Here is a 13838-nt window from a genome sequence, read left to right on the forward strand (position 1 = left end):
TCAATCCCACGTAGCAGGATCGCCAGTCCCGTCTCGAAGGTGGCCTGGAAACGTGCCGGCAGGAAGAAGGGTGTGAAGGCTGCAAGTGCCCTGAAATGCAGGGCAATGACGTCGTTCGAGACCGGTTTCGCCGACAAGGGAGGCGCCCGCGGCACCGCGTCCACGAGCCGATGGCCGAGCTCGCGAAAAAATGTCGCAGCCGCGGCGCCCGTCAATCCCGTCGAGCGCTGAAGCAGGGTTCGCGCCGCTTCAGCCCATCGCCTCCAGCTCGTCGATCATGCCGGCGATCACGGAAAGGCCGCCGTCCCAGAATTCGGGGTCCTTGGCATCGAGCCCGAAAGGACGCAGCAGTTCGGAGTAGTGCTTGGTGCCGCCGGCAGCGAGCATGTCGAGATAGCGCTCGGCAAAGCCGTCGGCTGCATTCTCGTAGACCGCGTAGAGCGAGTTCACGAGGCAGTCGCCGAAGGCATAGGCGTAGACATAGAACGGCGAATGGATGAAGTGCGGGATGTACATCCAGTAATTCTCGTAGCCCGCCTTGATCTCGATCGCCGGCCCCAGGCTCTCGCCCTGCACCGACAGCCAGATCTCGCCGAGCCGCGTCGCGGTGAGCTCGCCGTTCTTGCGCTCGGCATGGACGGCGCGCTCGAAGGAGTAGAACGCGATCTGCCGCACCACGGTGTTGATCATGTCCTCGACCTTGCCGGCGAGCAGCGCCTGGCGTTGCTTCGCGTTCCTGGTCTGCGCGAGCAGCCGCTTGAAGGTCAGCATCTCCCCGAACACGCTGGCGGTCTCGGCCAGCGTCAGCGGTGTCGGCGCCATCAGCGCGCCGTTCCTGGCCGCCAGCACCTGATGCACGCCGTGGCCGAGCTCGTGCGCCAGCGTCATCACGTCGCGCGGCTTGCCCTGATAGTTCATCAGCACGTAGGGGTGCGCCGACGGCGTGGTCGGATGCGAGAAGGCGCCCGGCGCCTTGCCGGGCCGAACCGGCGCATCGATCCAGCGATCGGTGAAGAAGCGCTCGGCGATGTCGGCCATGTCAGACGAGAAGCCGCGATAGGCCGTCAGCACCATGTTCCTCGCATCGGGCCAGGCGATGGTGTCGGTCGCGGCAAAGGGCAGCGGGGCGTTGCGATCCCAATAAGCGAGCCGCTTCCTCTTGAACCAGCGCGCCTTCAGCGCGTAATAGCGATGCGACAGTCTTGGATAGGCCGCGCGCACCGAGGCGACCAGCGCATCCACCACCTCGCGCTCGACGCGGTTGTTCAGATGCCGGGAATCCGCGACGTCCTTGAATCCGCGCCAGCGGTCGGAAATGTCCTTGTCCTTGGCGAGCGTGTTGGTGATCAGCGCAAAAGTGCGCTCATTGGCCTTGAAGGTTTTTGCCAAAGCTTCCGCCGCGGTCTTGCGCTTGGCGCCGTCGCGGTCCTGCAACAAGTTCAGCGTCGGCTCGATCGCGAGCTCTTTGGGCCCGACCTTGAAGCGCAGGCCGGAGATGGTCTGGTCGAACAGCCTGTTCCAGGCCGAATAGCCGGTCTGCGACTTTTCCAGGAAGAGCTGCTCGAGCTTGTCGTCGAGCTGATACGGCTTCTCCTTGCGCAGATCCTCGATCCAGGGGCGATAATGCGCGAGCTCGGAAGCCTGCATCGCGCGGGTCAAAATATCGTCATCGATCCGGTTGAGCTCGAGCGCGAAGAACAGAAGATGGGTGTAGGCGGCCGTCAGCCGCTCTGACACATCGCCGTAAAACTTTGAAATCTTGGGATCAACGCTGTCGCCGGCGTGGACGAGCCCTGCATAGGAGCCGAGCCGGCCGGCGAGATCGTCGATCGCCTCGTAACGCCGCACGGCCTCCGCGAGCCATTTTCCGCCATCTTCCTTTGCTGTCCCTGTCGCGAGCTTGCCCTTGTAGTCCGTCTCGAACGCGACGCAATCGGCATCCATCTTCTCGAGATCGCGCGCCACTTCCGGCGCGGTGATCCCGGAATAGAGATCGGCGAGGTTCCACTCCGGAAGCTTGCCGGTTTTGCTGGCAGCTTTGCCGGAGGGTTTGGCTTTGGCGGCGGCTTTTCTGGTGATCGGCTTGCGGAGAACGGACGTGCTGAGAGCAGACTTGCTAAGAGCGGACTTGCTAAGGGCAGACTTGGAGCGCGAAGTCATTGTGCTGGAAACCTGTGTTCAACGATCGCAATGGATGGGGTCAGCAAGGTTTAAGAGTGCGTTAATCGGCTTCGGCCAGAGTGCCCCGATTCGAGACAGATAGTTGTAGCGTGCGGGGAACACCATGGCTGCCAGTATTTTGATTGCCGATGACGACGCCGTCGCGCGCCGCCTGGTCGAGAACATGGTGCAGAAATGCGGCTATGAAACGATCATCGTCGATTCCGGCGATGCCGCGCTCGCCGCCCTCACCGCGCCCGACGCACCCGCGGTCGACGCGGTCATCCTCGATCTCGTGATGCCCGGCCTCGACGGCATGGGCGTCCTGGCAAAGATCCGCGAAGCCGGCCTCAGCGTGCCAGTCATCGTGCAGACCGCGCATGGCGGCATCGACAACGTGATCTCGGCGATGCGCGCAGGTGCGGCCGACTTCGTGGTCAAGCCGGTCGGCATGGAGCGGCTCCAGGTCTCCTTGCGCAATGCGCTCAACGCGTCCGCGCTCAAGGGCGAATTGCAGCGCATCCGGCACAGCCGCGAGGGCCGGCTGACGTTCTCCGACATCATCACCCGCAGCGATGCGATGGCGCATGTGATGCGCGCCGCGCAGAAGGCGGCAAATTCGTCGATTCCGGTGCTGATCGAAGGCGATTCCGGCGTCGGCAAGGAGATGTTCGCGCGCGCCATCCATGGCAGCGGCGAGCGCAAGGCAAAACCGTTCGTCGCGGTCAATTGCGGCGCAATCCCCGACAATCTCGTCGAATCGATCCTGTTCGGTCATGAGAAAGGCGCCTTCACCGGCGCGACCGAGCGGCACGCTGGCAAGTTCGTCGAGGCCCATGGCGGCACGCTGTTTCTGGACGAGGTCAGCGAGCTGCCGCTGACCGCGCAGGTCAAGCTGTTGCGCGCGCTCCAGGAGGGCGCAGTCGAGGCGGTCGGCGGCCGCAAGCCGGTGAAGGTCGACGTCCGCATCATCTCCGCGACCAACCGCAAGCTGCTGGATCGGGTGAAGCAGGGCCACTTCCGCGAGGACCTGTTCTACCGCCTCCACGTGCTGCCGTTGACGATCCCAAGCCTGCGCGCGCGGCGCGAGGACATCCCGCATCTGTTGCGGCATTTCCTGGCGCGGTTCGCCGCCGAGGAGAACCGCCCGATCAGCGGCATCAGCGGCGAGGCAATGGCGCATCTCTCAACGCTCGACTGGCCCGGCAACATCCGCCAGCTCGAGAACGCGGTCTATCGTGCGGTGGTCATGACCGAGGGCGACCAGCTCGGTCTCGATGATTTCCCGCTGCTCGCCGGCCACCCGCATCAGATGAGCGACGTTCCGACCGCGCCGCTGATCCTGGAGCCGGTTGCGTCCACCGTCCCCGCCATGATCTCAGGTAACGAAATACCGATCGCTCCGCTGCCGGCCGCCGGCTCCCTCGCGATGCTGACCAGCACCGGGGAAGTACGGCCCCTGGAGGAGATGGAGAACGAAATCATCCGCTTCGCGATCTCGCATTACCGCGGGCAGATGTCGGAGGTCGCGCGCCGCCTCAAAATTGGCCGCTCCACGCTCTACCGCAAACTCGACGAGGCCGGCGTTCACGGACATGGCGGCAAAAGCGGCGAGGAGACGCACTGAGCAGGGCCGCGGAACGACGTTCCCTTTATGGCCCAAACGGGGCGCAAGTCCTTCGCATTGCGGACGATTTGAACCGTGACCGGGAAGTGACAGACAAAGGGAAAAGCGCGTGGCAGAAGCGCACAATCCGTTGCCAAGAGGCTTCCTTGAAGTCAGTTTGTCGTGAGTTGTCCCGGGTAGCGCTGGCTGCGAAAACGGGGCCTGTATATCGTCTGCGTCAGAATCGTTGCGTGCAGGCGTGCAACTTTCGAGAAGCCGGCGCGATTGGCCGAAGCTGTTAGACGATAACAAAGCTGTTCCGTGAATCCGTTTCATGGGGACAGTTCACCCGAGGGTGTGACACGATGCGAGACTGTTTGAACAACCGTGCAGGCTTTGACCGCGTGCTGATGACCGTCGCGGCGACCTTCCTCACGGTGTCGGCCACTTCGGCGCTGGCCCAGGACCAGGCGCGCAGCAGCGCCGCAGAGCTCGCGATCGAAGCCGCGATCCCGCGCCCCGAACCGGCCAACGTCCCGCCACCGACCGCCGCCGACGTCAAGCTCGACACCACGGCCACGGTGCAGGAGCCGGCCAAGGACGCAAGCAGCAACGAGCCCGTGAAGGCGGAAGCCGCACCGGCGCCCGAGAAGGTCGAGACGAAAGCTTCCGACGTCGCCACGACGCCCGCCACCGAGGCGCCGAAGAGCGAGACGGCGAAGACCGAACCTGCCAAGACTGAGCCTGCCAAGACTGAGCCTTCCAAGACCGAACCGGCAAAGACCGAAGCTGCGACCGCGCCGGCCACTCCCGCCGCGCCTGCGACCGCTGCGGCTCCGGCCACTGAACCGGTGAAGGCCGCGAGCAAAGTTCCCGCCGCCGATCAGCCGGTAGCGGACAAGATCAAGGACGCGCTCGGCGCCAAGACCTCGCGCTATTTCGATCGCAAGAACGAGCGCGCAGCCGTCGAGAAGTTTTACGGCGCACGCGACTTCGCGCCGGTCTGGACGCAAGGCGGCAGCCTCAGCGCTTCGGCTAAGGGCGTGATCGCACGGCTGAAGGATGCCGCGTCCGACGGCCTCAACGCCGCCGACTATCCGGTGCCGGATTTCGCGGCTGCCACGACGCCCGATGCGCTCGCCGAGGCTGAGCTCAAGCTCACCGCCAGCATGCTGGACTATGCGCGCCAGGCGCAGAGCGGCCGCATGCACTGGTCGCAGGTCAGCGCCGATATCCTCTATCCCGAGCATCCGATCGACCCGAGCGAGGTGCTGGCCAAAGTCACGACCGCGACCGATGCGTCCGCGGCGCTCGACGGCTACAACCCGCCGCAGAAGCTCTACAAGGAGCTGAAGGCGAAGCTCGCCCAGCTCCGCGGCCAGGGCGAAGGCCCGGTGGTCGAGATCACCGACGGCCCGGCGCTGAAGTACACGCCGGCGCGCGGCAAGAAGCAGGCGGAAGTCGTCGTGCAGGATCCGCGCGTGCCGCAGCTCCGCGCCAAGCTCGGCATCGCCGAGAACGCCAACGACGACCACTATGACGCAACGGTTGCGGAAGCCGTGCGGAAATTCCAGGACGGCGCCGAGATGAAGGCGACCGGCGTCCTCGACGCGCCGACCGTGAAGGCGCTGAACAGCCCGAAGCGCGACCGGCAGATCGACACCGTGCTCGTGAACATGGAGCGCTGGCGCTGGCTGCCGCGCGATCTCGGGGTGCCGTCGCTCGGCGATGCCTATGTGATCCTCAACATTCCCGACTACACGCTGAAGGTGATGCAGCGCGGCCAGCAGGTCTGGACCACGCGCGTGGTCACGGGCAAGCCGGGCACGCACGCCACCCCGCTGCTCAGCGAGACGATGAAGTACATCACGGTCAACCCGACCTGGAACGTGCCGCCGTCGATCGTCTACAACGAATATCTGCCGGCGCTGCAGCAGGACCCGACCGTGCTCCAGCGCATGGGGCTACGCCTCGAGCAGAACCGCGACGGCTCCGTGCACATCTCGCAGCCGCCGGGTGAAGCCAACGCGCTCGGCCGCATCCGCTTCAACTTCCCGAACAAGTTCCTGGTCTATCAGCACGACACGCCGGACAAGCATCTGTTCGCCAGGGACGAACGTGCCTTCAGCCATGGCTGCATGCGGGTGCAGAATCCGGATCAGTACGCCTCGGTGCTGCTCAACATCGCGATGCCGAACGAGCACTACACGCCGGAGCGCGTCCGCGGCATGTACGGCTCGAGCGAGGTCGACCTGAAATTCCCCACCCCGATCCCGGTCAACATCACCTACCAGACCGCGTTCGTGGACGACGGCGGCAAGCTGCAATTCCGCAAGGACGTCTATGGTCGCGACGCGACCATGATCAACATCCTGAAGAACAGCCGCGGCAAGGACCTCGAGAACGTCGTCGCGCATTCGCAGCCAAGCTACTCGCGGCCGGCCACGACGCTGCCCTCCGGCGTCGCGGTAGCCAACAGCGGCTTCTCGTCATCCGGCCCATCGTTCCTCGAGCGGCTGTTCGGCGCTCCGACCCCGCCGCCGGCTCCGGTCGGCCGGCGCCAGCAGCGCGTCTTCACCCGCTGATCCTTTCGGCGGTCTCGCGCCTAAGAATAAATTCCTCAATGAAATCAACGATCCCGTCCCCCGACGGGATCGCTTAACGTTAACCATTCTCCACCAGAACCGCCGCGAGGGGCGTTTTTTCGCCACACTCGACCGGTTAGGTCTGTACCCTGACTTGGGTTTTCGACTTGGGTTTTCGACTAGGGATCCCTCTTGGGATTTCGTTGGGTTGGGGGCGGGAAGGTAAACCTCAAATTAACCTTCTCGCTTTAATAAAGCGTTCATCCTCTTTCGCGCGCTAGCGGGGTTGGCGGGAGAGAGTCCATTTGAACGCTCGTCGACTGGGTGGGCTCATTCGTGCTGGCTGGTTTCGCACGCCAATTCGTTGCGGTGTCGTTGTCCCATGCGGGAGTCAGGGCCGGATCCCGGATCGGCCTGACCTCGCTGCTTTTGCTTGCCGGCGCCGGCTCCGTTCACGACGCGACCGCGCTGAACGAGACCCGTACCCTCTCCTTCCACCACACCCATTCCGACGAAGACCTCACCGTCACCTTCAAGCGCGACGGGCGCTATGACGAGGCGGCGCTGAAGCAGCTCAACCACTATCTCCGTGACTGGCGCAGCCAGGACGAGACCGTGATGGACCGCCACCTCTTCGATATCCTCTGGGAAGTCTATCGCGACGTCGACGGCAAACAGCCGATCCAGATCGTCTCCTCCTACCGCTCCCCCGCCACCAACGCCATGCTCCGCCGCCGCTCCTCAGGCGTGGCGCGCTTCAGCCAGCACATGCTGGGCCATGCGATGGACTTCTACATTCCGGGCGTGCCGCTGGAGCAGATCCGCTTCGCGGGGCTCCGCCTGCAACGCGGCGGTGTCGGCTTCTATCCGACCTCCGGCTCGCCTTTCGTGCATCTGGACACCGGCAGCATCCGGCACTGGCCGCGCATGACGCATGACCAGCTCGCCCGTGTCTTCCCGGACGGCCGCACCGTGCACCTGCCGACCGATGGCACGCCGCTGAAGGGCTATGAGCTCGCCAAGGCCGACATCGAGCGGCGCGGCAATGGCGACGACGCCGCGACGATCGGCAAGCCGAGCTTCCTGGCGGCGCTGTTCAGGGGCAAATCAGCCCCCACCAGCGACGAGGATGACGAGGGCGCAGCGGCCGGCGGCGCGAAGCCGGCGGCGCCGACCGTGGTTGCGGCAGCCGTGCCTGCCAAGACGGCTGAGAAGCCCGCCGATCCGGTACCGACGCCGCGCGCCAAGCCGCAAGTTGCAGCCGCGATCCAGCTCGCCGCGGCCGACATGCAGGTCGTGCAGCCGCCCAAGCCGAAGCCTGCTCCCGCCGCCGACAAATCGGCTGAAGCCAGATCAACTGAAGCGAAGCCGCAGACGCCGGCCGACATCATCAACGCCCGCGGCTTCTGGGATGCTCCGGCGGCTCCGCAGCAGGCGACGCCGGCCCAGGTCGCGGCGCTCAGGGCACGCCAGGCACTGGCCTCGGCGACCGATCCGCAGGCGACCGCAAGCGTTTCTTCCTCGGCCTACCAGGCGCTGGCCTATGCGCCGGCCGCCGCTTCGCCGGTCGACCGCGGCAACGTCGTCGCCGCCTCCGCGCCGATCCCGCGTACGGCCCGTCCCCTTGCTGCGACCCGCGGCCTCGCCCCGGCCACCGAGATCAACACCGTCGTTGCCAAGGGACTACAGACCGGCGCGCAGGGCATGATCGCGACCTCGACGCGGCTCTCCGCCGCCAAGGGCGAGAGCATGTGGCTCAAGATCGTGATGCTGGCGCCGAGCGCCAGTCGTTCGATGTCGGTGACGCTGATGGGCGATGTCGACATGACCGCGATGCGCGCTTATTTCCTCAAGCCGCAGGCCGTCGTCACGATGGGCTTCACGGACGATCCGATGCAGGGCATGTCCTGCGACAGCTTCTCGGGCTCCGCGACCGCCAAGCTCGAGACCACGTCCTTCGTGGTGCGCACCGCTTCGCTGCGCTGATTGCGCCTCCCCACTCTCCGCAAATTTGCTGTCGTCCTGGCGCAGCTATCTCCGGCCGCGGCGGTCGAGATGATATGTGAGCGCCAGCGACAGGCAGACCGCGAGCGGCTGCTTCGCCAGCGTACCCGCCACCGGCAACAGCAGCGCACGGTTCTGCCGGTATTCGAACGCATCGGGAAAGCGCTCGCGAAACGCTTCGATCAGCGTCGTCTTGCAGTTGAACAGCACGGCCGCATGCGTCTCGGAGTCCTTCACGCGACCGAGCCGGATGGTGCTGCCGCTTCCGCTTTTCTCCGTCAGATAGGACGGCTCGCCCCATTTCAGCGTCTCGGTCAACGGACCGACGTCGTCGTGCGCCTTGGCCGTTGCAAAGATCAGCTTGCGGACGTCGAGAAGGCGCCGGCGCACCAGCGGCGGAAAAGCCTCGAAGGCTCGGCTCACCTCGCGCGGCAACGGCGGCTCACTCACTGATTCCTCCTGGATGGATCGACGATCAGGCCTCGCGGGTCGTAACAATCAAGCCGGCAGACCAGCCCCGCGAAGGCCCGTCTCGTAGCGCTGACGATCGACCTCGCGCTTATAGTGCTGGGTGACGAGATGATTGGCTACCGAAAATGCCGGCTCACGCTTGAGAACCTCGGCCGCGTGAGCGCCGGCCGCAACGGCGTTATTCATCTGCGCGAAGATCGCGGCGAGGAACGCGTGATGCGTATGGTCGGGCCGCGTGATCCGTGAAAAGGCTTCGGCAGCTTCGGCGTATTTCTCGGCACAATAATAGGCACGCCCGAGATGGCTCCAGAAGCGTTCGGGGTGATAGGGGTTGAGCCGCATCGCCTTCTTGATCCAGTCGATGCCTTCCTCCGGCCGGCCGAGCCAGGTCAGCAGCTCGCCCTGCTGCACCACCACGAGATCATAGTTCGGGTTGAGCGCGAGCGCGCGCTCCTGATGGTAGCTGGCCCTGTCATGGTCGTCGCGGTTCAGATTGAGCGCGGCGAGGATGCGGTGGACGTCGCTGTCATTGTCGTCGAGCGCCAGCGCGGTCTCCAGCTCGGAAGACACATGCTGAAAGGTCAGGTCGCGATCCGCGCACCAGCCGTAAACCCAGGTCTGGCCGAGGACGCATGCCTTCCAGGCGTGCGCATGGGCGTAGTTCGCATCGAGCGAAAGCGCGCGGTCGAGCAGGGACTGCGCCTGCGCGTTGTCGTCGCGGTTCGAGCGATGGTGCAGGATCTTTGCGGCCAGCACGCATTCATAGGCCGCCATATTGTCGGTCGGCTTGCGTTTCGCGCGATCATGGCTCGCCGCCTCGACGCGGCCGGGCAGCGTCGAGGCAATCGCGCGGGTCATCTCGTCCTGGATCGCGAAGATGTCCTCGAGCTCGCGGTCATAGCGATCGGCCCAGATGTGCCGGTCGGTCTCGGCGTCGATCAGCTGCACGGTGACGCGCACGCGCCCTCCCGCCTTTCGCACGCTCCCTTCGACGACATAGTCGACGCCGAACTCGCGGGCGACGTCCTGCACTTTCACCGCCTTGCCCTTGTACACGAAGGCCGAGTTGCGGGAGATGACGAGCAGATCGTGGAAGCGCGACAGCTCGGTAATGATGTCTTCGGTCAGGCCGTCGGCAAAAAACTCCTGCTCCGGATCGCCGCTCATATTGGCGAAGGGCAGCACGGCGATCGAAGGCTTTTTCGAAATGCCCGGCGCGGGCGCGGTGTCGCTCGCCCCGTCCAGCGCGCCGGCCATCACCTCGTTCAGCCGGACGCGGAAGACGCGGATGGGCCGCGCGATGTTCTTGACGTTCTGCTCGCCCAGATCGTCGAAGTCGATGCCATCGAGACGCTGGCCGAGCTGGTCGCGAACCGCGCTCGAGATGCAGATGCCGCCAGGTTCGGCCAGCGCCTCCAGCCGGGCCGCAACGTTGACGCCATCGCCGAAAATATCGTTCTGGTCGACGATCACGTCGCCCAGATTGATGCCGATGCGAAACTGTATCCACCGTCCCGGCGCAACGTCGGCATTACGCCGACCCATGCGGCGCTGAACCTCGGCAGCGCACAGCACGGCATCGACGACGCTGTGGAATTCGACGAGCAGGCCGTCGCCCGTGGTCTTGATGATACGTCCGCGATTGCGGCTGATGACCGGATCGATGAGCTCGATCCGGTGGGTCTTGAGGCGCGCAAGCGTCCCCGCCTCGTCGGCCTCCATGAGACGACTATAGCCGACCATGTCAGCGGCGAGGACCGCGGCGAGCCTGCGCTCTGGTCCAGGCGCATCCATTGCTCGGTCCCTTCACCGAGCAGCTTAGCAGAGAAGCGGATTTTGCCTAGGTTTGGTGCGCTGCAATTGAAAGGCCGGGTGCCTCTCAGAGCATTCCCAGCGCCTGCATGTAGGTCTCGAGGATCGTTTCTGCCTCGGCGCGCTCGTTGGGATCCTGCTTGCGCAGGCGCACGATGGTGCGCAGCGCCTTGACGTCGTAGCCGTTGCCCTTGCTCTCGGCATAGACGTCGCGGATGTCGTCCGAGATCGCCTTCTTCTCTTCCTCCAGCCGTTCGATGCGCTCGATGATGGAACGAAGCTGATCCTTGGCGAATTTCGTGGCGGGCGCTTCTTCGTTGACGGCGGTGGCAATGGCCATCTCGTACTCCTGATAGAACTGGCAAGGTGAGGTAACGCCGGCGCCCTCGCACCGCGCGTGCTGGTTTGACCCTTAAGTTTGGCAGCGGTTACGTCAAGGCAGCATCGCGCTCGTCCACAGCGCACCCACAAGAGATGCGGCAGTGCCGATGGGCAGCGTCCAAGGTTGATGTCATTCCGGGGCGATGCGCAGCATCGAACCCGGAATCTCGAGATTCCGGGTTCGCCTTCGGCGACCCGGAATGACCGGCGAACCTGACCGGCTCAATGCCCGGGATGGACCTTCTTCATGGCTTCGAGCTGCTCGGGCGTGGCCGTGCCCTGGTACTTCGCCTTCCAGGTCTCATAGGGCATGCCGTAGACCGCTTCGCGGCTCTCGTCCTTGCTGAGAGGCACCCCTTGCGCGTCGGCGGCGTCCTTGAGCCAGTTGGACAGGCAATTGCGACAGAAGCCGGCGAGATTCATCAGATCGATGTTCTGGACGTCGGTCCGTGCCTTCAGATGCTCGACCAGGCGCCGGAAGGCCGCCGCCTCGAGCTCTGTTCTGGTTTTGTCGTCGATTGCCATGACGATGACCTCATTGTCCGGACTGACCGTTACGGGACTAGGTAGGCCTTTGTCACAGATTTTGCCATATCCCGGTGCAAACGGATCCCTTGGACCGGTCCTTAGGCAGTTCCCTCGCCCTCTACGCCAAATCGTCAATGATCTGATATAGCTTCCGCGACTATGATCGCCGAATCTCCCGCCTTCCAGCGCCTCTTCACATGGCTCGTTCGCCTCGCCCCGGCGCTGGCAATCGCGTTGCTGTGCCTGTCGGCGAGCCCCGCCTCGGCCGACTTCCGCCTCTGCAACAACACCTCGAGCCGGGTCGGAATCGCGCTCGGTTACAAGGATGCCGAGGGCTGGACCACCGAGGGTTGGTGGAACATCTCGTCCCGCTCCTGCGAGACGCTGCTGCGGGGCACGCTGGTTGCCCGCTACTATTACATCTACGCGATCGACTACGACCGCGGCGGTGAATGGTCGGGCCAGGCCTTCATGTGCTCGCGGGACAAGGAATTCACCATCCGCGGCACCGAGGACTGCCTCGCCCGCGGCTATGACCGGACCGGCTATTTCGAGGTCGACACCGGCGAGCAGCGCGCCTGGACGGTGCAGCTGACCGACGCCAACGAACAACCCTCGCAACAGCGGGTACCCGGTCTGCCGGGCCCCGTTGGCCCGGGTGGCGGCGTTCCGGGTTTGCCCAATAGCCCGCCGGGTGCTACGCCCCCGGGCTCGCCTGGCCTTGCGCCAGCACCCCCGCCCCCGCCTGGAAATAAGCCATGAGGCGACTTCGCCGTATCAAGATTCTCGCGACCCTGGGACCTGCCTCTTCGGACCTCGCGACAATCCGCCGCCTGTTCGAGGCCGGTGCCGACATCTTCCGCATCAATATGAGCCACACTCCGCATGACAAGATGCGGGAGCTGGTGGCGACGATCCGCAATGTCGAGTCCAGCTACGGGCGGCCGATCGGCATCCTGGTCGACCTCCAGGGGCCGAAGCTCCGGCTCGGCTCGTTCGCCGAAGGAGCCGTGCAGCTCCAGAACGGCCAGACCTTCACGCTGGACTCCGACAAGGCGCCGGGCGACACGACCCGCGTCTACCTTCCGCACCCGGAGATCCTGGCCGCGCTCCGGCCCGGCCATGCACTCCTGCTGGATGACGGCAAGGTGCGGCTGATCGCGGAGCAGACCTCGAAAGAGCATGCGGTGACGCGTGTCGTGGTCGGCGGCAAGATGTCGGACCGCAAGGGCGTCAGCCTGCCTGATACCGACCTGCCGGTCTCGGCGATGACGCCGAAGGACCGCGCCGACCTCGAGGCGGCGCTGGTGACCGGCATCGACTGGATCGCGCTGTCCTTCGTGCAGCGCGCCGACGACGTCATCGAAGCCAAGAAGATGATCCGTGGCCGTGCCGCGGTGATGGCCAAGATCGAGAAGCCGCAGGCGATCGATCGCCTCGCCGACATCATCGAGGCCTCCGACGCGCTGATGGTGGCGCGCGGCGACCTCGGCGTCGAGCTGCCGCTGGAGCGCGTGCCGAGCCTGCAAAAGCAGATGACGCGCATGGCGCGCCATGCCGGCAAACCGGTGGTGATCGCAACGCAGATGCTGGAATCGATGATCCAGTCGCCGGTGCCGACCCGCGCGGAAGTCTCCGACGTCGCGACCGCCGTCTATGAAGGCGCCGACGCCATCATGCTCTCGGCTGAATCGGCTGCCGGCAAATTCCCGGTCGAAGCGGTCTCGACCATGAATCGCATCGGCGAGGAGGTCGAACGCGACCCGACCTATCGGTCCGTGATCATGGCCCAGCGGCCGGACCCGGAATCGACAGTGGGCGATGCGATCGCGGATGCCGCGCGCGTGATGGCTGAAACGCTCGACCTGCCGGCGCTGATCTGCTGGACCAGCTCCGGCTCGACCGCGATCCGCGTCGCGCGCGAACGTCCAAAGGCGCCGATCGTGGCGATCACGCCGAACATGACGACGGGACGCAAGCTCGCAGTGGTCTGGGGCGTGCATTGCGTGGTGGCGGAAGACGCGCGCGACCAGGACGACATGGTCAGCCGCGCCGGTCAGATCGCATTCCGAGATGGCTTTGTCCGCGCCGGCCAGCGCGTGATCATCGTCGCCGGCGTGCCGCTCGGCATCCCCGGCACCACCAACATGGTGCGGATCGCTTCCGTCGGCCCCGAGGGCGACGCCAATATGTAACATCCCGTCATTCCGGGACGCCCGCGCAAAGCGCGGGTGAACCCGGAATCGGGAGATTGCGGCGCGAGATTCCGGGTTCGCGCTTACGCGCGCCCC

10 protein-coding genes are annotated in these 13838 nt (G+C 65.1%); 5 read left to right on the top strand and 5 right to left on the bottom strand.

The features are described from left to right. Window positions 1–249: 249 nt before the first annotated feature. Window positions 250–2160, bottom strand: a complete 1911-nt coding sequence (locus tag NLM33_RS25400; protein WP_254099869.1) for a M3 family oligoendopeptidase — start codon at window positions 2158–2160, stop codon at window positions 250–252. 124 nt (window positions 2161–2284) lie between these two features. Here NLM33_RS25400 and NLM33_RS25405 point away from each other — a divergent pair, with 124 nt between their 5' ends. The 3 genes from NLM33_RS25405 (at window position 2285) to NLM33_RS25415 (ending at window position 8337) form a co-directional block, all read left to right on the top strand. Next, entirely contained in the window at window positions 2285–3787 is a 1503-nt protein-coding gene (locus tag NLM33_RS25405; protein WP_254099872.1) for a sigma-54 dependent transcriptional regulator, read from the top strand. 344 nt (window positions 3788–4131) lie between these two features. After that, window positions 4132–6351 (top strand): murein L,D-transpeptidase, encoded by a 2220-nt coding sequence (locus tag NLM33_RS25410; protein ID WP_254099874.1) that lies wholly within the window; start codon window positions 4132–4134, stop codon window positions 6349–6351. A 336-nt stretch (window positions 6352–6687) separates the two neighbouring features. Beyond that, window positions 6688–8337 carry a DUF882 domain-containing protein gene (locus NLM33_RS25415; protein ID WP_254099876.1) on the top strand — a complete coding sequence of 550 codons (1650 nt, stop codon included), beginning with the start codon at window positions 6688–6690 and terminating at the stop codon, window positions 8335–8337. Window positions 8338–8382: 45 nt separating this feature from the next. On the opposite strand, the gene NLM33_RS25420 is transcribed toward NLM33_RS25415, so the two are convergent. From NLM33_RS25420 to NLM33_RS25435, 4 genes are all read right to left on the bottom strand, one after another. Then, complete coding sequence (locus NLM33_RS25420; protein WP_254099878.1) at window positions 8383–8805, bottom strand: DUF1801 domain-containing protein; 423 nt, start codon at window positions 8803–8805, stop codon at window positions 8383–8385. Between the two features lie 48 nt (window positions 8806–8853). Beyond that, on the bottom strand, window positions 8854–10620 hold the full coding sequence (locus NLM33_RS25425; protein ID WP_254099880.1) for an adenylate/guanylate cyclase domain-containing protein: 1767 nt from the start codon (window positions 10618–10620) through the stop codon (window positions 8854–8856). A gap of 85 nt (window positions 10621–10705) precedes the next feature. Then, the gene (locus NLM33_RS25430) at window positions 10706–10978 is read right to left on the bottom strand and encodes a DUF2312 domain-containing protein (RefSeq protein WP_254099882.1); all 273 of its coding nucleotides are present in this window, start codon (window positions 10976–10978) and stop codon (window positions 10706–10708) included. Between the two features lie 263 nt (window positions 10979–11241). Further along, the gene (locus NLM33_RS25435; RefSeq protein ID WP_254099884.1) at window positions 11242–11544 is read right to left on the bottom strand and encodes a DUF1244 domain-containing protein; all 303 of its coding nucleotides are present in this window, start codon (window positions 11542–11544) and stop codon (window positions 11242–11244) included. Window positions 11545–11706: 162 nt separating this feature from the next. Here NLM33_RS25435 and NLM33_RS25440 point away from each other — a divergent pair, with 162 nt between their 5' ends. Next, window positions 11707–12309, top strand: coding sequence for a DUF1036 domain-containing protein (locus tag NLM33_RS25440; protein ID WP_254099886.1), 603 nt, complete (start codon window positions 11707–11709; stop codon window positions 12307–12309). Then, the gene (gene pyk, locus NLM33_RS25445; RefSeq protein ID WP_254099888.1) at window positions 12306–13742 is read left to right on the top strand and encodes a pyruvate kinase; all 1437 of its coding nucleotides are present in this window, start codon (window positions 12306–12308) and stop codon (window positions 13740–13742) included. The genes NLM33_RS25440 and pyk overlap by 4 nt, the downstream gene beginning before the upstream one ends. Window positions 13743–13838 lie beyond the last annotated feature (96 nt).

It is taken from the genome of Bradyrhizobium sp. CCGUVB1N3 (genome assembly GCF_024199925.1).
Lineage (GTDB): Bacteria > Pseudomonadota > Alphaproteobacteria > Rhizobiales > Xanthobacteraceae > Bradyrhizobium.